This window comes from Pseudomonas sp. MF6767 (genome assembly GCF_016405475.1).
Lineage (GTDB): Bacteria > Pseudomonadota > Gammaproteobacteria > Pseudomonadales > Pseudomonadaceae > Aquipseudomonas > Aquipseudomonas paracarnis.
In genome coordinates, this window is record NZ_JAEKCY010000001.1 from 718627 (window position 1) to 738630 (window position 20004).

18 protein-coding genes are annotated in these 20004 nt (G+C 60.1%); 3 read left to right on the plus strand and 15 right to left on the minus strand.

Annotation, left to right across the window (positions count from 1 at the left end):
* The 3 genes from JFT58_RS03295 (at window position 1) to JFT58_RS03305 (ending at window position 3840) form a co-directional block, all read left to right on the plus strand.
* The gene (locus tag JFT58_RS03295) at window positions 1-468 is read left to right on the plus strand and encodes an inhibitor of vertebrate lysozyme family protein (protein WP_054897228.1); all 468 of its coding nucleotides are present in this window, start codon (window positions 1-3) and stop codon (window positions 466-468) included.
* A 713-nt stretch (window positions 469-1181) separates the two neighbouring features.
* On the plus strand, window positions 1182-2513 hold the full coding sequence (gene gltP / locus JFT58_RS03300) for a glutamate/aspartate:proton symporter GltP (RefSeq protein WP_003187390.1): 1332 nt from the start codon (window positions 1182-1184) through the stop codon (window positions 2511-2513).
* 97 nt (window positions 2514-2610) lie between these two features.
* Window positions 2611-3840 (plus strand): nucleoside recognition domain-containing protein, encoded by a 1230-nt coding sequence (locus tag JFT58_RS03305; protein WP_054897227.1) that lies wholly within the window; start codon window positions 2611-2613, stop codon window positions 3838-3840.
* Between the two features lie 92 nt (window positions 3841-3932).
* Here JFT58_RS03305 and JFT58_RS03310 read toward each other — a convergent pair whose 3' ends face one another.
* From JFT58_RS03310 to JFT58_RS03380, 15 genes are all read right to left on the minus strand, one after another.
* Complete coding sequence (locus tag JFT58_RS03310) at window positions 3933-4544, minus strand: ABC-type transport auxiliary lipoprotein family protein (RefSeq protein WP_054897226.1); 612 nt, start codon at window positions 4542-4544, stop codon at window positions 3933-3935.
* On the minus strand, window positions 4541-5479 hold the full coding sequence (locus JFT58_RS03315) for an MlaD family protein (RefSeq protein ID WP_003187394.1): 939 nt from the start codon (window positions 5477-5479) through the stop codon (window positions 4541-4543). The genes JFT58_RS03310 and JFT58_RS03315 overlap by 4 nt, the downstream gene beginning before the upstream one ends.
* A gap of 1 nt (window position 5480) precedes the next feature.
* Window positions 5481-6284 (minus strand): ABC transporter ATP-binding protein, encoded by an 804-nt coding sequence (locus JFT58_RS03320; RefSeq protein ID WP_014716351.1) that lies wholly within the window; start codon window positions 6282-6284, stop codon window positions 5481-5483.
* The gene (locus tag JFT58_RS03325; RefSeq protein WP_054897225.1) at window positions 6281-7429 is read right to left on the minus strand and encodes an MlaE family ABC transporter permease; all 1149 of its coding nucleotides are present in this window, start codon (window positions 7427-7429) and stop codon (window positions 6281-6283) included. Before JFT58_RS03325 ends, JFT58_RS03320 begins: the two co-directional genes overlap by 4 nt.
* A gap of 54 nt (window positions 7430-7483) precedes the next feature.
* Window positions 7484-8515 (minus strand): DUF5924 family protein, encoded by a 1032-nt coding sequence (locus JFT58_RS03330; RefSeq protein WP_003187399.1) that lies wholly within the window; start codon window positions 8513-8515, stop codon window positions 7484-7486.
* A 68-nt stretch (window positions 8516-8583) separates the two neighbouring features.
* Window positions 8584-9966 carry a M16 family metallopeptidase gene (locus JFT58_RS03335; protein WP_054897224.1) on the minus strand — a complete coding sequence of 461 codons (1383 nt, stop codon included), beginning with the start codon at window positions 9964-9966 and terminating at the stop codon, window positions 8584-8586.
* Between the two features lie 58 nt (window positions 9967-10024).
* Entirely contained in the window at window positions 10025-11683 is a 1659-nt protein-coding gene (locus JFT58_RS03340) for a Na/Pi cotransporter family protein (RefSeq protein ID WP_003187402.1), read from the minus strand.
* A gap of 272 nt (window positions 11684-11955) precedes the next feature.
* Complete coding sequence (locus JFT58_RS03345) at window positions 11956-12723, minus strand: TerC family protein (protein ID WP_003187403.1); 768 nt, start codon at window positions 12721-12723, stop codon at window positions 11956-11958.
* 67 nt (window positions 12724-12790) lie between these two features.
* Window positions 12791-14098, minus strand: coding sequence for a CitMHS family transporter (locus tag JFT58_RS03350; protein ID WP_003187405.1), 1308 nt, complete (start codon window positions 14096-14098; stop codon window positions 12791-12793).
* A 379-nt stretch (window positions 14099-14477) separates the two neighbouring features.
* Window positions 14478-16439, minus strand: a complete 1962-nt coding sequence (locus tag JFT58_RS03355; RefSeq protein ID WP_054897223.1) for a DUF7844 domain-containing protein — start codon at window positions 16437-16439, stop codon at window positions 14478-14480.
* The gene (locus JFT58_RS03360; protein WP_003187408.1) at window positions 16436-16756 is read right to left on the minus strand and encodes a DUF2388 domain-containing protein; all 321 of its coding nucleotides are present in this window, start codon (window positions 16754-16756) and stop codon (window positions 16436-16438) included. The genes JFT58_RS03355 and JFT58_RS03360 overlap by 4 nt, the downstream gene beginning before the upstream one ends.
* Before the next feature lie 39 nt (window positions 16757-16795).
* Window positions 16796-17104, minus strand: a complete 309-nt coding sequence (locus tag JFT58_RS03365; RefSeq protein ID WP_054897222.1) for a DUF2388 domain-containing protein — start codon at window positions 17102-17104, stop codon at window positions 16796-16798.
* Between the two features lie 106 nt (window positions 17105-17210).
* Window positions 17211-17531 carry a DUF2388 domain-containing protein gene (locus tag JFT58_RS03370; RefSeq protein ID WP_034136006.1) on the minus strand — a complete coding sequence of 107 codons (321 nt, stop codon included), beginning with the start codon at window positions 17529-17531 and terminating at the stop codon, window positions 17211-17213.
* 330 nt (window positions 17532-17861) lie between these two features.
* On the minus strand, window positions 17862-18077 hold the full coding sequence (locus JFT58_RS03375) for a DUF1127 domain-containing protein (RefSeq protein ID WP_003187413.1): 216 nt from the start codon (window positions 18075-18077) through the stop codon (window positions 17862-17864).
* Window positions 18078-18394: 317 nt separating this feature from the next.
* A complete protein-coding gene (locus JFT58_RS03380; protein WP_054897221.1) occupies window positions 18395-19888 on the minus strand; it encodes an acetyl-CoA hydrolase/transferase family protein in 1494 nt (497 codons plus the stop codon).
* Window positions 19889-20004 lie beyond the last annotated feature (116 nt).

Genomic DNA, 20004 nt, shown 5'->3' on the forward strand with positions numbered 1-20004 from the left:
ATGGTCAGCCTGCCTTTTAAAGCCCTTGCTGCCGCCCTGCTGTTTGGCGGCAGCGGCCTGGCCATGGCCGCCAACGACGGCCAATCCCGGGCTAACGAATTGCTCAGCGCGGATCCGCAGTACCGTGAAACCTGGCAAGACGTGGTGAAGAAAGAGGAACGCCTGCCCGAATGGGTGATGAACCTGTCGGGCACGGCCGAGCAAATGAATGCCGTTGAGGAAGATGGCGACAAGTACTTGGTCGGGCCGCTTTGTGAAACCGCAGACACCTGCCTGAACAAGCGCCTGATCGTTGCCTTCAGCCTCGACAAGGAAGATGCCTACGCCATGTTGGTGGAAGTCCCGGCGGGTTTGCCAGCGGACAAGTCCCCGACACGGCACGCCGATTACCGTTTCCTCGGTAAGCCGGACGAGGGTATGCAAAAGCTGCTGATGGAACAGCTCAAGAAAGATCCGAATTGGTACTAGGTTCCGTCTGACGGAGCCGGCGTCCATAGAAGGAAGCCCTTGTGCTTCTTTCTGTTTGCATCGCTCCTTGAGTGATGCATGACCAGGGGGCCGGGTTGCTCTGATCGATCAGGATCGGCGTGACCTACGGGTACAGGGAGTACCTGCGCAAGGGCCGGGTCAGGCGAAAAGCTGCGACGCAAGTTCACAAGACCTCAAGCTTGCTGAACTTGCGGCGGGCTTATGACTCTCATTCCCGCGTTTCATGCCGCCTATAGCCGCAGTTTTGTTTTTTTGCGTCTGGCCAACCATTACTGGGTATGTCGGCGTGACCATCTATCGAGAATTTTTCAATCGCGCTATAGGATCTTTCCGGCCCTAGGTGATGGATTTCTCAGACATTTCTGTCAGCCAATCGAAGTCGTCCAGTATCTCTGCGCGAGCCTGATTTGGCTGCTTAACGGCATATTCACCCGCTCGAATGGCGGATACGAACTGACCGTTTGGACAAATATTTTCAAAAAAAGCCATGCCGATTCGGCATAGGGTAGGCGTTTACGGCATTAGACGTCGCTCCCTTGCATGGGAATAGTTGCGCCTTTTTTCGCCTGCCAGTAAGCCATTTCGGCCACGCTGCGGTGACCTTCCATGGAGGCAGATGCACACACTTTTTCGCTTTCGAGCGTTGCAGCTGGCGCATTTGCCGTAAGTCCACTTGAAGCAAGGGTAATGACATGAAGAAGGCAAAGCTAAGCCTCGCCTGGCAGATCCTCATCGGTTTGGTACTGGGCATTGCAATCGGTGCCGTGCTCAACCATTTCAGTGCTGAAAAGGCCTGGTGGATCAGCAATGTGTTGCAGCCGGCGGGCGATATCTTTATCCGCCTGATCAAGATGATCGTGATCCCGATTGTGATTTCTTCGCTGATCGTCGGCATTGCCGGTGTAGGCGACGCGAAAAAGCTCGGTCGTATCGGCGTCAAAACCATCCTCTACTTCGAAATCGTCACCACCATCGCCATCGTGGTGGGCCTGTTGCTCGCCAACCTGTTCCACCCAGGCGCTGGCATCGACATGAGTACCCTGGGTACCGTCGATATCTCCAAGTACCAGGCGACTGCCGCCGAAGTGCAGCATGAACATGCGTTCATCGAGACCATCCTCAACCTGATCCCCTCGAACATTTTCGCCGCTGTTGCCCGTGGCGAGATGCTGCCGATCATCTTCTTCTCGGTGTTGTTCGGCCTGGGCCTGTCGAGTCTCAAGCCTGAACTGCGCGAACCGCTGGTGACCATGTTCCAGGGCGTGTCCGAGAGCATGTTCAAAGTCACCCACATGATCATGAAGTACGCCCCTATCGGTGTATTCGCGCTGATCGCGGTGACGGTCGCCAACTTCGGCTTCGCCTCGCTGCTGCCGCTGGCCAAGCTGGTGATCCTGGTTTACGTCGCGATCCTGTTCTTCGCCTTCGCGGTCCTGGGTTTGATCGCACGCCTGTTTGGCTTCTCGATCCTCAAGCTGATCCGCATCTTCAAAGATGAGTTGGTATTGGCTTACTCCACCGCCAGCTCCGAAACCGTGCTGCCGCGTGTGATCGAGAAGATGGAAGCCTACGGCGCGCCGAAAGCGATCTGCAGCTTCGTGGTGCCGACCGGCTATTCGTTCAACCTCGACGGTTCGACCCTGTACCAGAGCATCGCGGCCATCTTCATTGCCCAGCTGTATGGCATCGACCTGTCGATCGGCCAGCAACTGATGCTGGTACTGACCCTGATGGTGACCTCCAAAGGTATCGCCGGCGTGCCGGGCGTGTCCTTCGTGGTGTTGTTGGCGACGCTGGGCAGCGTGGGCATCCCACTGGAAGGCTTGGCGTTTATCGCCGGTGTCGACCGTGTGATGGACATGGCGCGTACCGCCCTGAACGTGATCGGCAATGCCTTGGCCGTACTGGTTATCTCCCGTTGGGAAGGCATGTACGACGACGCCAAGGGCGAGCGCTACTGGAATTCCCTGCCGCACTGGCGCAGCAAGGAAGCCCTGCCTACGGCACAAGCCACCCGTAGCTGATTGCAGATTGATCGAAAACAAACCCCGGAGAATTCCGGGGTTTGTCGTTTCTGCCAGCCCCGTTATCATTCGCCCCATCTTTCGGGGGATTTATCTGATGCTCAATGGCCTGTGGCTTGGCTTCTTTGTCGTGGCAATGGTGTCAGCGCTGGCGCAATGGCTGGTGGGCGGTAACGCCGGGATCTTCGCGGCGATGGTCGAAAGCATTTTCGCCATGGCCAAATTATCGGTGGAAGTCATGGTGCTGCTGTTCGGTACCCTGACGTTATGGCTGGGCTTTCTGCGGATCGCCGAAAAAGCCGGGATCGTCGATTGGCTGGCCAAGGCCCTCGGCCCGCTGTTTCGCCGCCTGATGCCGGAAGTGCCCGCCGGGCACCCCGCGATCGGTTTGATCACCCTCAACTTTGCCGCCAACGGCCTGGGCCTGGACAACGCCGCCACGCCCATCGGCCTGAAAGCCATGAAGGCGCTGCAAGAGCTCAACCCCATCCCCAATACGGCGACCAACGCTCAGATCCTGTTCCTGGTGCTCAACGCGTCCTCGCTGACGCTGTTGCCGGTGACCATCTTCATGTACCGCGCCCAGCAAGGCGCTGCGGACCCGACGCTGGTGTTCCTGCCGATCCTGCTGGCCACCAGCGCCTCGACGCTGGTGGGCCTGCTGTCGGTGGCGGTGATGCAGCGCCTGCGTTTGTGGGACCCGGTGGTGCTGGCCTATCTGATCCCCGGCGCGCTGGTACTGGGCGGCTTCATGGCGCTGCTGGCGACCCTGTCTGCCACAGCGCTGGCCGGTTTGTCGTCGATCCTGGGCAACCTCACGCTGTTTGGCTTGATCATGCTGTTTCTGGTGATCGGCGCGTTGCGCAAGGTCAAGGTGTACGAGGCATTCGTCGAAGGCGCCAAGGAAGGCTTCGACGTAGCCAAGAACCTACTGCCCTATCTGGTGGCGATGCTGTGTGCGGTTGGCGTGTTGCGTGCCTCGGGCGCCTTGGAGTTCGGCCTGGAAGGGATTCGCCATGTGGTGGCCTGGACTGGCCTGGATACGCGCTTTGTCGACGCTCTGCCGACCGCAATGGTCAAGCCGTTCTCCGGCAGTGCGGCACGGGCGATGCTGATCGAGACCATGCAGACCCAGGGTGTGGACAGCTTTGCGGCGTTGGTGGCGGCGACGATACAGGGCAGTACTGAAACCACGTTTTATGTGCTGGCCGTGTACTTCGGCTCGGTAGGCATCCAGCGGGCGCGGCATGCGGTGGGATGTGCGTTGTTCGCGGAGTTTGCTGGTGTGGTCGCGGCTATTTCGGTGTGCTACTGGTTTTTTGGTTAAGGCCACAATCGTTATCGCAGGCAAGCCAGCTCCCACAGTTTGATGTGTGAACGCAGTAAAATGTGGGAGCTGGCTTGCCTGCGATGAGGCCTTCAAGGTTTCAGAGCGGTATTGCCCTGGCTGACTACCCAATCCACCACTTGCTTATTCAGCTGATCCCCAGCCTGGCCAAAAGCAGCCACCACCGCTGGCACCTTGGCGTCACTCATCGGCTGCCTCACTTCAAACCGGCGGCTGGCGATAATCCTTTGATCACGCCCACGCACCAATCGCGCGTCGAGACGAATCACCACCTCCACCGATTTGCCTCGATACTCACTCTGAAACGCCTGCAACTGCCCGCCCAGTTCATAGTCGGCTTGCAGGTTGGTCTCGTCGGTACTCAACAGCGTCACGCGCCCGTCGCGCTGGAAGCCATCCAGCAGGCGATTACGCAGCAGCACCGGCGCCGGGTCGCTCCAGCGTGAATTCGCGTAGTTGCTGATCAAGTTGCCATCTGGCACTACGGCGATGCGCGGGCTATCAAGAAACTCGCTGGTCTGCGGCTTGGTCACGCGCAGCGACCAACTCACCGGCGTGCCTTGGCTGGCCGGTTGGGCGGACGCCAGGCGGTACACGTCCGATGGGTCCGGCTTGGGCAGGATCGAGCACGCGCTGACCAGTGCCAGGGCCATGGGGACGATCATGTGGTAAGCACGCTTCATGGCGTGAACTCCTTGTTCTTGTCACTGCCCAGCAGGTAACCGCTGGGGTTGGCTTCCAGGCGGCGAGAGATGGCGCGCAGCGAGCCGAGGGTTTCACGCAGCTCGCGCACGGCTGGCGCCAGCTCGTTAAGGCCCTGCATGCCGCTGTTCACCGAGTCTTGGTTATTGGTCAGCAAGGTATTGATGGTGGCGGTGCTTTGCTCCAGGGATTTCATCGCCTGCTCGGCGCTGCCGAAGGCTTGCTTGCCTTGTTCACTGAGCAAACCATTGGCGCTGCGCATCAGCACGGTGGTTTGCTCCAGCGCCGCGCCCGCCTGTTTGCTCACCTGCATCAATTGCTGCATCACCACCTTGATGTCGCCGCGTTGCTCGGCAATGGCGCCGGTGGTTTGTTGCAGGTTATCCAAGGTGTTGCTCAGGCGTTCGACGTTTTCCCGCGAGAACAGGTGGTTGGCGTTGTGCAGCAGCAGGTTGACGCTGGTCATCAGGTCGTTGCTGTTATTGAGCAGGCGTGCGATAGGCGATGGCGACGCGATGATTTCCGGCAGGTTGCCGTCCTTGCCCTTGAGCTCCGGGCTCTGCGGGGTGCCCCCACTGAGCTGGATGATCGAGGTGCCGGTGATACCGGTCAGGGCCAGTTTGGCCTGGGTGTCTTCCTTGATTGGCGTTTGCCCGGCCAGGCGGATGCGCGCCAGGACGCGGCGTGGGTCTTTGGGGTCCAGACGCAGGCTGATGACATCGCCCACCTTGATGCCGCTGTACTGAACCGCACTGCCTTGGGACAGGCCGCTGACCGCTTCGTTGAAGATCACTTCGTAATCCTGGAAGGCGGTATCGACGCTGGACTTGGCCAGCCACAGGCCAAACAGCATCGCGCCGACCACCACAATTACGCTGAACAGTCCGATCATCACATGATGGGCTCGGGTTTCCATGTCATACCTCGTTGAGCGATTGAGCGGCATCCAATGCCGCGCGGCCCCGGGGGCCGTGGAAATATTCGTGAATCCAGGCGTCGTCCGTTTCCGACACGACATCGATGGCGTCGGCCACCAGCACTTTCTTCTGCGCCAGCACCGCCACACGGTCGGTGATGGTGTACAGCGTGTCGAGGTCGTGGGTGACCAGGAACACACTCAAGCCCAACGCATCGCGCAGGGTGAGGATCAGTTGGTCGAATTGCGCCGCGCCAATGGGGTCGAGACCGGCGGTGGGTTCGTCCAGGAACAGGATGTCCGGGTCCAAGGCCAGTGCGCGGGCCAGGGCGGCACGTTTGATCATGCCGCCGGATAACGAGGCCGGGTATTTGTCGGCCGCCGACAGCGGCAACCCCGCCAGGGCCAGCTTGACCGCCGCCAAGTGCTCGGCATCGGCGCGGCTGAGGCCGGCGTGCTCGATCAATGGCAGAGCCACGTTCTCGGTCACCGTCAGCGAGGAAAACAGCGCGCCCTTCTGGAACAGTACGCCAAAGCGGCGTTCTACCAGTGAGCGTTCATGTTCAGGCAGGCTCGGCAGGTTTTTGCCGAACACCCGTACTTCGCCTTCGCTGGGGCGCCGCAGGCCAACGATGCTGCGCAACAACACGGATTTACCGCTGCCAGAGCCCCCCACCACCGCCAGGATCTCGCCTTTGTACAAATCCAGGTCGAGGTTCTCATGCACGCTTTGGCTGCCAAAGCGATTGCACAAGCCACGCACTTCAATCACCGCCTCAGTGGGCGCACGGTGTAGACGACTCACCAGCCCATCTCCATGAAAAACATCGCCGCGACCGCATCCAGCACGATCACTACAAAGATCGATTGCACCACGCTCGATGTGGTGTGCGCGCCGACTGACTCGGCACTGCCGCTGACTTTGAAACCTTCCAGGCAGCCAATGGCCGCGATCAAAAAGGCAAAGATCGGCGCCTTCACCATGCCCACCAGAAAGTGCTGCACGCCAATGTCCGATTGCAGCAGCGAAAGAAACATCGCCGGCGAAATATCCAGGGCCACCGCACACACCACGCCACCGCCGACGATCCCCGAGAGCATCGCCAGGAAAGTCAGCATCGGCAACGCCACCAGCAGCGCCAGCACGCGCGGCAATACCAACAGCTCCATGGGGTCCAGGCCCAGGGTACGGATGGCGTCGATTTCTTCGTTGGCTTTCATGGAGCCGATTTGCGCGGTGAATGCACTGGCGGTACGGCCGGCGATGAGGATTGCGGTGAGCAACACGCCGAATTCACGCAGGAAGGAGAACGCCACCAGGTCCACGGTAAAGATCGTCGCGCCGAAGCTCTTGAGCACGGTGGCGCCAAGGAAGGCCACGACGGCGCCGACCAGAAAGGTCAGCAGTGCGACGATAGGCGCCGCATCCAGGCCCGTCTGTTCGATGTGGGCGACCATGGGCGTCAGGCGCCAGCGCTTGGGCCGCCAAATACCGCGGGCGAAGGTTTCGAGGATCAGGCCGATAAAGCCCAACAGCTTCATTGCGTCTTGCCAGACCGTGTCTACTGCGCGGCCGATGCGAGCCAACACTTGAATGCCGGCGGCCTCTTCCGGCTCTTTGATCGGTACGCAAAAGTCATTCAGGGAGCGGTAGACGGTCTTGAGCAGGGCACGGTCGGCGGCTGCCAGGGTGCAGTCAGTTTGTTCGGCAGAATGTTCGATGCGCGCAGGGCCCAGCAGCTCCACCAGCAGCGAGGCGCCGGCGGTATCCAGCGCACCGAGGCCGTTGAGGTCAATGGGGGCGCCGGCGTCATATTGGCCGTCGAGTGTGGCCGACAGCTTCTTCAGGTGGGCATAGTGGGCCAGCGTCCAGTCGCCGGTAATCCGTAGCGAAGGCGGGGTGCTGGACGTATCAAGATGGGCCGCGCCGGCCGTCGTGCGAGTGGTCATAAGCTCCGAGCTTGTTTGGCTATCCACAATTGCTACGTAATAGCACGATCCGGCTTACTTTGGGTTGTCCGCTTGTGCTGTGTCTATCACCTTGAAACGCAGAACGCCGATGACCTGGCCGTCTTCGGTGAGCACCTGCACTTGCCAGCGCCCCACGGCGTCACCCGGGAAATTCTGCTTGTGGGTCCAGGCGCGATAGCCCTCCTTGCGCCCACCATGGATGTCCAGGGCAATGCGGTCGACTTCCTGGCCGTTGAATTTCCACACATGGTAGATCCGCTCATCCAGCCCGCGTGGTGCGTTGATGGCGGTGTACGCATACAGCCCACCGCTGCGCAATTGGGCGGCGGTGACTTGCTTGAGGTCGTCGCCCGGCGTACGGTCTTGCAGTTGGGTGCTGATGGCGACTTCGGTCATCCACAGGGTGGCAGGCGGTACCCAGCTGCGCAGGAACCAGCCGGCGCAGCCGATGGCGGCCGTTACCCCCAGCAGCATCGCCCAGCCCTTGAGGCTACGCAGCGGCAGGCTGACGGCCAGGCTCGGGATCGACAGGACCATGGCCACGCCCAACGCCAGTTTGTAACTCTGGGCGGTGGTCAGGTGCATGATGATCGGCAGTGCGGTCAGCAACGCGGCGAATAGGGTCAGGGTGTGCAGGGCCAGGAACAGCGAGCGTTTGGGCGCCAGCCATTTGTAATACAGCGGGTCGATGATCGACACCAGCGCCGCTGCGCCGAGCAGGCCAGTGAACAACGATTGGCCGCTGTTCCAGGCGGTGGTGACGAAAAAGAACGGCAGGACGAAAAACAGACTTTCCTGGTGGATCATCTGGGTGGCGTAGCGCAGCAGCGGTTCGGGGATCTCGCGATTGAAGACTTTGGTGAACAGTTGCGTAAAGCTGTTCTCCAGCATCAGCCACAACCAGCTCACCAGCATGATCACCGCGATCCAGCTGGCCATGCCCTGCTGGCGGTCTACCAGGATGAAGCTGCCCACCCCCGAGATGAAACCGCCGAGTGCGATCACCCCTGGGTAGCGCTTGATCAGTTCTATAACGCGCTGGATGAGGGGCGGCAAGTTCGGCATGGGCGGTTCACTGGTTGTGGGAAAAATCTCAGACAGAATAACGCCTTGGCCCGATATTCTGCGCCTCATTACTCAACAGGTTTGCGATAAAGCCTCAGGCCGATCAAACCAAGGATGATCAGGCCCAGTACGCCCGCACCGATCCAGGTCAAGGCGTCATAACTCAACAGCGGTTTTTCGATGCGCCAGTAGCCCGGCTGCTGGAACGCTTCGCGCATGGCCTGGTTGGTTTGCGCCAGGCTCACGGCCTTGATGCGTTTGACCGGGTCGCTGAAACGTCCATTGGAATAGTCGCCGGCCGCACTCCAGTAATAGTCGGCCAGTGCGCTGTTGCCTTGCACTGCCCAGGCTTGGCGGGCAATGGCGGCTTGTTGCAGGCGTGTGAATACCGTTGGGTCGAGGCCATCCTTGAGCAACTGGGCCTTGAGGTCTTGCAAGACCTGCTCGGCTTCAGGGAGGTTTTCTCGCTCAAGGTCGGCATTCAGGCTGAGGAACCCAACGCCGCCGAGCACTTCGCGTTCCACCCACGGGCCGTAGGACAAACCGTGCTTGAGGCGCAGTTGCCGGTAAAGCGCCCAGTCGAGGTAGTCCTTGAGCAGGTTGTAGGTTTCATCGTGCTGGTCGTCCAGCACAGGCTCTGGGAACAGCCAGTGCAGCTTGGCGCCATCGCCCACCCAGCCGCGGATCAGGTCGCGGTGGCTGGCGGCGGTATGCTGGATTTCCGGGAGGGGGCGATGTTCGCTCGGCTCCACTGGGTCGAGTTGACCATAGGTGCGTTCCAGGTAGGCGGGCAGCAGTTTGTCGAGATCGCCGACGACGATCAGGGTCATGTTGTTCGGCGCGTACCATTCTTTGCGCAGCTTCTCCAACTGGTCGCGGGTGAGGTGGCTGACCTCGGCGCGTTCGGCGCACTTGAGGCCCAACTCCACGGCCAATTGGTTACTGGCGCTGTGACCGAGGTCCTGGCGATCCAGCAGGCGTTGCAAGTGTGAGTAATGGCCGCCGTCTTCGCGCTCCACCACCTGTTTGGCGGCGTTGATATGAGCGTCGGTCAGTTGCGTGCGCGTGAGGATTGCCAGCAGCAGGTCCAGTACTTTGCGTTGGTTCTGCGCGGGCGCCTCGATCACGAAGGTAGTGTCGGCGTTGCTGGTGTAGGCGTTCCACTCGCCGCCCAGGGCTTGCATGCGGTCTTCGAGGTCGCCTTCGCCGCCGCTGTCGATACCGCTGAACAGCAAGTGCTCGAACAAGTGCGGCAGTTCTTTTTCTTCGCAACCGAAGTCGTCCAGGCCCACCCCAACCACCAGGCGAATAGCCACGTGCCCGCGCTCGGTGCCCGGTTTGAGCAGCAGTTGCAGGCCGTTGGGCAAGGTGTAGCCCTCGACTTGCAGGCGGTCAAAGGCAAAGGTGTGTACCGAGCCCAAGAGCAGGCAGGCGAGTAACAGGCGACGCATAACAAGCTTCCTGGCGAATGAGGTCCATTGTTAACTGACTTCGCTCGCGGGCGTACGTTCAGGGCGAATGGGTGATGTCGGCAATACTTTCTGCAGAGAGCGCGCCGGTGTCGGACGTTTCCAACACTACATAAGCACTGCTGCAAAACAACGAGTTCAAGCGTTTCATGTCGGCAATCAGTTCCAGATGCAGGGAGCTGGTTTCCAGGCTCTGCACGATCTTGCGCTGCAGGCGGCTGACATGGGCGTGGGCCAGGCGGCGTTCCTGGGCGCGGAAGCGGCGCTTTTCGCGCAGTAATTGGCGGGCGCTTTCCGGGTCGCCGCTGAGAAACACCGACAGGCCCAGGCGCAGGTTGGCGATCAACTGGCTGTGCAGGCCACTGAGTTCCTCCAGGCCCACTTCGGAAAATTGCCGGCGTTGCGAAGTCTTCTGTTGCTGGACTTTGCGCAGCATGCGTTCGATCAGGTCACCGGCCAATTTCAAGTTGATCGATAGCTCGATGATTTCGGCCCAGCGGCGGTTGTCCTGTTCACTCAGGTCTTCACGGGGCATTTGCGCCAGGTAGAGTTTGATCGCGCTGTAGAGCGCTTCGACATCATCGCTCAGGCTGCGCATTTCTTGGGTAACGGCGGTTTGATTGCCGCGCAGCACTTCCTGCATCGAAGTGAGCATATTGTCGATCAAGTCACCCAGGCGCAGGGTTTCGCGGGCGGCGTTCGCCAGGGCCAGGCTTGGGGTATTCAATGAGGCCAGGTCCAGATGGCGTGGCTTGGCCTTGCCATTGGTTTCGGGGCGTTCCGGCAGCAGCCATTCGCACAGGCGTGCCATGGGCCCGATGGTGGGTAACAGGATCAGGCAGCGGCTGACGTTGTAGAGCAGGTGGAAGGTGATGACCATGCCCTGGACGCTGTAGTCCAGGCCGTCCATCCAGCCTACGAGCGGGTCGAGCACCGGAATGATCAGCAACAGACCGATCAATTTGTACAACAGGCTGCCCAGGGCCACTTGACGACCGGCAGTGTTTTGCATGCTGGTGCTGAGAAAAGCCAGTACACCGCTGCCGATGTTGGCGCCGATCACCAAGCCGATGGCCACGTGCAAGCCGATCACGCCGGCACCGGCCAGGGTGGCCGTGAGCAACACCGCAGCAAGGCTGGAGTAGGAAATCATGGCGAACAGCGCGCCCACCAGGGCGTCCAGCAAGATATCGCCGGTCAGCGAAGCGAAGATGACTTTGACGCCCTGGGCATGGGTAATGGGCCCGGCGGCTTCGACGATCAACTGCAGCGCGAGGATGATCAGGCCCAGGCCGATTCCGACCCGGCCCAGCTGCCCTGCTCGCGTCTGCTTGCGCGACAGGAAGAAAATCACCCCGAGGAAGATCAGCAGCGGCGACAGCCAGGACAAATCGAACGTCAGCACCCGCGCCATCAAGGCCGTGCCGACGTCTGCGCCAAGCATGGTGGCCAAGGCCGGCGTGAGGCTCATCAGCCCTTGGCCGACAAACGAAGTCACCAGCATCGCGGTGGCGTTACTGCTTTGCACCATGGCCGTCACCAGGATACCGGCGACAAATGCCAGCCAGCGCTTGGACATGTTCTGCCCGATGACTTGGCGCAAATTGGAACCGTAGACCCGCAGGATGCCGGTTCGGACGATATGCGTGCCCCAGATAAGCAGGGTCACGGCGGAAAGCAGATTGAGCAAGGTCAGCATGCTCGGCCCCCCGTGTGGGTGCGCTCCAGCAGGAGCGAAGGAAAGTTACCGCGTGCCGCTCTACGTCTTGTACCTAAGCTGTAGTTGGCGAATGGGCTCTGCGCCAGCATCGCATAGCTAAACTCGGGATTGAAACAAAACTGTCATGAAGATCGTTCCCCACGCTCGGCGTGGGAACGCATCCTGTGACGCTCTGCGTCACTTTGCGGACGCGGAGCGTCCGAGAGGGCATTCCCACGCGGAGCGTGGGAACGATCACTCGCGGGTCAAATTTACTGACCCGGAATGTCCTTGCGCAGTTTCACCGGGTCCTGCTGTTTCTTCTTTTTCGCGATGGCGGTACGCATCTTGATGTTCACCGCTTCCACCGCCAGCGAGAACGCCATGGCGAAGTAGACGTAGCCTTTTGGCACGTGTACGTCGAAGGATTCAGCGATCAGCACGGTACCCACTACCAGCAGGAACGACAGCGCCAGCATTTTCAGCGACGGGTGCTTGTCGATGAACTCGCTGATAGTGCCGGCAGCCAGCATCATCACCAATACCGCAACGACGATGGCGGCAACCATCACCGGCACGTGGGAAACCATGCCGACGGCGGTAATCACCGAGTCCAGGGAGAACACGATGTCGATGATGGCGATCTGGATAATGGTGTAGATGAACTTGCCACCGGCGCCTTTGGGCTCGTCTTGGGTTTCATCTTCACCTTCCAGCGCGTGGTACATCTCCTGGGAGCTTTTCCACAGCAGGAACAGGCCACCGAAGAACAGGATCAGGTCACGACCGGAGATGCCCTGGCCAAACACCACGAACAGGTCGGCGGTCAGTTGCATGACCCAGGTGATCGACAGCAGCAACAGGATGCGCGTGACCATGGCCAACGCCAGGCCGAAGATCCGAGTGCGTGCCTGCATATGCTTGGGCATGCGGCTGACCAGGATCGAAATCATGATGATGTTATCGATGCCCAGGACGATCTCAAGGGCCGTCAGGGTGAAGAAGGCAATCCAGATTTCCGGATTGGTCAGCCATTCCATGTGTATTCCTTTGAGCAAGTGTTAACCGCGCAAGCTGTAGCGCCGCGCGGTGAGTGAGTCGGTACGATTATAGAGTGCTGAACAGCGGAAAAATCCCCATCAGCAATGCGGCGAACATTATGCACAGGCACACCAACACTGCCCACTTGAGCGTGAAGCGCTGGTGATCGCCGAATTCGATACCCGCCAGAGCAACCAGCAAGTACGTCGAGGGTACCAGTGGGCTGAGCAAATGCACGGGTTGCCCGACGATCGACGCCCGCGCCATTTCCACCGCGGTGATGCCGTAATGGCTGGCAGCTTCGGCCAGTACCGGTAGTACGCCGTAGTAGAACGCATCGTTGGACATGAAGAAGGTGAACGGCATGCTCACCAGCGCGGTGATCACCGCCAGGTAAGGGCCCATCGCTTCTGGGATGACCGCCAACAGGCTCTTGGACATGGCGTCGACCATGCCGGTGCCCGACAGGATGCCTGTGAAAATACCGGCGGCGAAGATCAAGCCCACCACCGCCAATACGCTACCGGCGTGAGCCGCGACGCGGTCTTTCTGCTGCTGCAGGCACGGGTAGTTGACGATCATGGCGATACTGAACGCCACCATGAACAGCACCGGCAGCGGCAACAGGCCGGCAATCAGGGTGCACATCAACGCCAGGGTCAGGGCGCCGTTGAACCAGATCAATTTCGGCCGGCGGGCGTCGGGGAATTGCGACACGCTGATTTCGCTGTGGTCGATCTCGTCGCCCTGCAGGTGCAGTTCACCCAGGCGCGCACGTTCGCGCTTGCCGTACATGTAGGCAATCACCAGGATCGCCACCACACCGGCGGCCATGGCCGGGATCATCGGTACGAAGATGTCCGACGGGTCTACATGCAGCGCACTGGCGGCGCGCGCCGTCGGGCCGCCCCAGGGGGTCATGTTCATCACGCCACCGGCGAGAATGATCAGGCCGGCCATGATCCTTGGGCTCATGCCGATGCGCTGGTACAGCGGCAGCATGGCCGCGACGCAGATCATGTAGGTGGTGGCACCGTCACCGTCCAGGGACACCACCAGGGCCAGCACGGCGGTGCCGACCGACACCTTGAGCGGGTCGCCCTTGACCATCTTGAGGATCTTGCGCACGGCCGGGTCGAACAGGCCGGAGTCGATCATCAAGGCAAAATAAAGGATGGCGAACATCAGCATCACGCCGGTCGGCGCAAGCTTGGTGATGCCTTCGAGCATCATCGGGCCGATCTTCGGTGCGAAACCGCCGAACAGCGCGAACAGGATCGGCACGATGATCAAGGCGATCAGCGCGGACAGGCGCTTGGTCATGATCAGGAACATGAACGTGATGACCATGGCAAAGCCAAGGAAAGTCAGCATAGGAATACTCCAGGCGTAGCGCGGCTAGGGAATGGCGGACCGAGTGGCGGTCAGCGCAGAACGAAAGGCACGAGGCGTACGGGTGGAGTCGGAGCGAACAGGCGGGTACGAGCGGACATCGGGAATCACCATTGTTGTTGTTAACAGCCGGTCTGTTGCCGGCAGTGAGGGCGATCCTAGACGGGGAAGCTTTCAGCCAGCTTTCGCTGAGAAAACAGCTGATGAAGGGCAGGCATCATTCTTCAGTTTGGTGCAGAACAAAATGTGGGGGCTGGCTTGCCTGCGATGGCGGTGTATCAGCCAACATCTCTTATGGCTGTGACACCGCCATCGCAGGCAAGCCAGCTCCCACATTTGGATAGTGGTCGCTGCCAGACTATCAGGGTAGTTCCAGGCCGCCGGCGGCTTTGTGCAAGGCCCGCAAATGCTCACCCACCTGCTTGAGGTTGGCTTCACAGGCGGCAATCTCGGCGGCGCGGGATGGATCGAGCAGCGCCCTCACCTCTTTATCCAGCTCGCCGGTCAACGACTGCAACTGCTTCTGGCGTTCGGCGCTCTCCGATTCCAGGCGCTTGGCTTCCGAAGGTTGCGGCAGGCCATAACCCCCACTGTCCAGCAACTCGGCCGGGCGACTCAGGAAGCCGCTGTTGGCGAGAATTTGCTGCAGCGTGTTGTTGGCTTTCTCCATGCCGCCGTATTTCAGCTCGCGGGCATTGAGGTAGCGTTGTTTGACCTCATCTTGGGCGAGCATCAGTTGTTTGCGATAGCTGGCCTGCTCCAGCAGCAACAGCGCGGCGCTGGTGCGCAGGTCGGCCTGGCTGAACCATTGGCGACGCGCTTGCGCATCCAGGGACAACCAGTCTTCGACCTGGGTCTGCTTGATCGGCAGTTGCTTGCGCAGCACATCGAACATGGCCTGGTAGCGCTCGCGGAACGAGTCGAAGTGATACCCCAGCCGCAGTGCCTCGCGCTTGTCATTCAATACGCTGGTATCGGCCAGGCCGCGGGCGCTGAGCACTTCCAGCAAACCGTTGGGGGTGATGTTGTCCAGGCCGGTCAATTGCGGGTTGGCGCTGCCGCTGCGCAACAGTTTCAGGCTTTCGACCGCACAGTTGTTGGAGATAAAGAAGTAGTTGCCGTCATAGCTCCAGTGCATCTCAGCCGCATGTTCGACGGTGTCGTTGATTTCCTGGCGGCTGAGCTTCAGCGGCACCGACGCCAGGCCACGCAGTTCGGTCTTGGTGTACTCATCGATGACCTGGGCCAGCGGCAGTACGAACAGCCGCGACGGGTATTTGCCCACCAGGCCATCCCAGCTCGACAGCTGGACGTCACCGACGAAGGCGCGGTAAGACAAGACCAGGTGCCGGTCCAGATCTAGCCGGCAATCCGGGCCACGCGGGCGGCCCGGCGCACAAATCACCAGGCGCAACATGCTATGGCCCCAACGGCTCACCAGGTTCTGGTTGGCTTCGGCAAGCAGATAGTCGATTTCATACACGCGCTCCGGATCGATCTGGCCCAGGGGCGTCTTGGCGAAATCGTTGCCCGCGTTCAGGAAGGCATAGGTACTGGCGCAGGTGTCCTGTTCAGGCGGGGCCCAGCCGAAGTGATCCTTGTAATAACGGAACAGCGCGGGGCGGCGACAGGCGTAGCTGGGGTCCAGGAGGAAATACTCCATGTTGACCGCCACGAACTCCAGCGGGCTGGTGGTTTCGTAGATGTCCGGACTGCGCACCACCTGATGGTTGTGCTGCTCACGCTCTCCGCGCCGACCCACATATTGTGGCCAGCCGGCAAGATCCAACAGGCGTGGGTCGTCACTGAGGGTAAAGCGGCGGTCGTTCTGGCCACGGCACTGGTCGGGCAAGCCGATCAAACCGGTGATGTTGTTCTGACGGCTGCAGCGCTGGATCAGCGTGCGCTCGTCCTGGGACCACAGGCGCGCACGGTCATAGATGTGGGTCAGTTCATGCAGCACGGTGGCGAGCATTTCCCGGCGCACAGTACCGTGGGGGCGATTGGTTTTCTGGGTGGCGGCGCTGCCGTCAGTCAGGCTGGCGAGCAGGTTCTGGTTGAGGTCCAACTCGGACACCAGGGACGCCTGGCCGTAGGCGTTGTCAGGCATCTTGTCGGTCCAGCCGACATCAATACGTCGGTCCAATTGCTCGACAAAGCGCGGCGGCAAGGAGCGCAGCGCTTCATCCAGCAATGCCTGGCTGGCCTGCTGTTCGGCCGGGCTCAAGCCTTCGGTCTTGAGCCGCAGTTGCAGGCCGGCCTGGGCCGTACTCGCGCACAGCAGCACGGCCCCGGCCAGGAGCCAGGTTTTGAGGCGCCTCACAGAGCGAGGATAGCTTCTGCGAGGGTCTGGTCGCTGGCATCACGGGCTTCTGGCACGCGGGTGCGAAGGGTATCGAACGCGGCTTCCAGTTGGGCGCCACGGATCTCGCCATTGGTAGCGACGAAACTGGCGGCGTCATCGTGGGCTTCGCGCACGATCTTGGAGTCGCGGATGGAGGTGGTGGTGTCCGAGGTGAAATCAATGGTGCGCGCCGAGGCTCGCACGACGATGTTGCTGGTGGCCTTCAAGGTTTGCGCCTGGGCGACATCGGCCAAAAACAGCAGGCCGAGGGCGGCGACGATCAGCGGGCTACGCATGGGGTGACTCCAATGACAAAGATAGAAATACAATGATGATTATTGGACGAGAATTGCTTGCGCCAGTTCAAGGTCGCTTGCATGAAGTTTTGGCTGGGTGCGGCGCAGATAGTCCAGCGCGGACTCCAGGCGTGCGCCCCGCCATTGGCCGTCAGTGGCAATGAAAGCGGCAGCATCGTCCCGAGCGGCCAGGACCAACTTATTGTCGAACGGCGCAGAGGTCACTTTGCTGGTGGCATACACGCTGACAACAGTGCTCTGTGTGGACACATCCAACGCTGAAGCCAGGGGTGACCAGCAGGCGCAAAACAGAACAGGAACACTCAATGAACGGTATGAAAAAGCCATGGGACTCTACAACTGAAAGCGAGCGCCAAGGCTAGCGCAACGGCCGGGCGAGAGCCAGCGCCGAGCCATCCGGGAGCGGCGGGCGCTCCCGTCTGGTTGCCGTGGATCAGATAGCCAGGATGGCCTGTGCCAGCTGTGCATCGGTAGCGGTATTCAATTGCGGCGCTTGTTGGCGGATCTGGGCCAGGGCGCTTTCCAGTTTCACGCCACGGATGGCGCCTTCGCTGGCGACAAAGCTGGCGGCGTCGTCACGGGCGGCTTGTACGACCTTGTTGTCGCGCAGGGATGAAGTGGCATCAGACGTGGCATCGGAGGTTGCCTTCAGAGCGCCGACGATCGAGTCGGTCGTCATGATCAGGCTGCTCGCGTTGGCATTGGCAGCCAGGGTCAGCACAGCGGCAGTGCACAGCAGGCGAAGACGGGACATGGGGTAACTCCTGTAGACGAATAATAAGGTGGCGCGAAACGGCCACAATGAAACGGACTGGGACTGTCGAGCATCAGACGCACGCTCTACAGGGTTCGCCACGTGGTGAGTGGATATTAGGCGTGTGCCGGGCTATTCGGAAGCCTGCAATTAAACTGTGCCTGTCATATTTTCTTAATTTAAAACTGTACCTGTGTGCTTGGATTGAGTCATTTCAATACGCAATCACCGATACGACAAAGCCCGCCTCCGGTTACCCGGGGCGGGCTTTGCTTTGACAAATCAGGGTGCTGGCAGTGGACCCGTGAGGTCAGGGCCAGCGGGCGCCACTTAGCGCCAGAACGGCTTGCTCAGCTCTTCGTAGCGTTGAGCTTCGCTGATACCGGCGTCAGCCAGCAGACGCGAATCCAGGCGAGCCAGTTGGTGGCGGCTGGAGATGCGGCGCTGCCACAACATCAGGTTGGCGAGAACGCGCAAAGGCAGGGAAGCCTGGGTGTTTACAGCTTTTTCTTCGAAGAACAGTTCGGAACTGAGTGTACGTTCCATGATGACATCCTTCCGCTTGTGGCGGGATTAGGTAGTGGTTTAACTGATGCCAATGATCCTCTTCCGAGGCAAGACTCTCTAGATACAGTTCACCTGTATTGTGAGAGGCCAGTTAACTGTTTAACGAGGCTGTACGGTACGAAATTGGGGCAACTGTACCTGTGCGCACTTAAAGGGTGCGAAATTGCTATTTTTGAGCATGGGTGTGGGATATTTCGGTAGGAAATGACCGGTACAGCAGTACAGTTTTTTCATAAGTGTGTGTGGGTTCACCGAGCTGATCAAACTGTCTTTGCATCAGCCCGGATCTGTACTCATCAAGCCTTGAGCATGTGCCCGGTTTCTTCCAGATTGATGTGCCAACTCAGTGCTTCGCGCAGGATGTGCGGCGTATGCCCGCCGATGGCGCAGGCCGCATCGAAATAAGTGTTGAGCGCATCGCGATAGGCAGGATGCACGCAGTTATCGATGATGACCCGGGCGCGCTCCCGTGGCGCCAGGCCCCGCAGATCGGCAAGGCCTACTTCGGTGACGAGAATGTCCACGTCATGTTCGGTGTGGTCCACATGGCTGACCATCGGTACCACGCTGGAAATTGCGCCGCCCTTGGCAATGGACTTGGTGACGAAGATCGCCAGGTGCGCATTGCGGGCGAAATCCCCGGAGCCGCCGATGCCGTTCATCATCCGCGTGCCGCAGACGTGGGTGGAGTTGACGTTGCCGTAGATATCGAACTCCAGCGCGGTATTGATACCGATGATGCCCAGGCGCCGTACCACTTCAGGGTGGTTGGAAATTTCCTGCGGGCGCAGCACCAATTTGTTCTTGTAGTGCTCCAGGTTGCCGAACACATCGGCATTGCGTCGCTCCGACAAGGTAATCGAACTGCCGGAGGCAAAGCTCAGCTTGCCGGCGTCGATCAGGTCGAAGGTCGAATCCTGCAACACTTCCGAGTACATGGTCAGGTCTTCGAACGGCGACTCGATCAATCCGCACATCACTGCGTTGGCAATATTGCCGATGCCGGCTTGCAGCGGGCCGAGTTTGTTGGTCATGCGCCCGGCATCGACTTCTTGCTTGAGGAAGTTGATCAGGTGATTGGCGATGCCTTGGGTGTCGCTGTCAGGCGGCGTTACCGTAGAGGCGGAGTCCGCCTGGTTGGTGATGACGATGGCGACGATCTTCTCGGGCGGGATCGGAATCGCGGTGCTGCCAATACGGTCGTCGACTTTCACCAGCGGGATTGGCGTGCGCGTCGGCCGGTAAGTCGGGATGTAGATGTCGTGCAGCCCTTCCAGGTTCGGGTTGTGCGCCAGGTTGATCTCGACGATCACCTGTTTGGCAAAAATCGCGAAGCTGGCCGAGTTGCCTACGGAAGTGGTGGGCACGATATGCCCCTGCTCAGTGATCGCGACGGCTTCGATCACGGCGATGTCGGGCAATTTGAGCTGATTGTTGCGCAGTTGCTCGACGGTTTCCGACAGGTGCTGGTCGATAAACATCACCTCGCCGGCATTGATCGCCTTGCGCAGGGTGCTGTCGACTTGAAAGGGCATGCGTCGTGACAGTACGCCGGCTTCGGTCAACTGCTTGTCCAGGTCATTGCCCAGGCTGGCGCCGGTCATCAGCGTGATTTTGAGCGGCGAAGTCTTGGCGCGTTCGGCCAGGGCGTGGGGGACGGCCTTGGCTTCACCGGCACGGGTGAAGCCGCTCATGCCGACGGTCATGCCGTCCTCGATCAGTGCAGCGGCGTCTGCCGCGCTCATGACCTTGTTCAACAACGAAGGCAAGCGGATACGATCACGGTACATGAATTGTTATCTCTGGCTACGGAAAGCAAGGTGGGCAGTGTAGTGATTTCAAAAAGTTTCGGCCCGCTACCATGGTCGAATGCCAGGTCACGATTTAGAGCCTTTGGTCGGGTTTC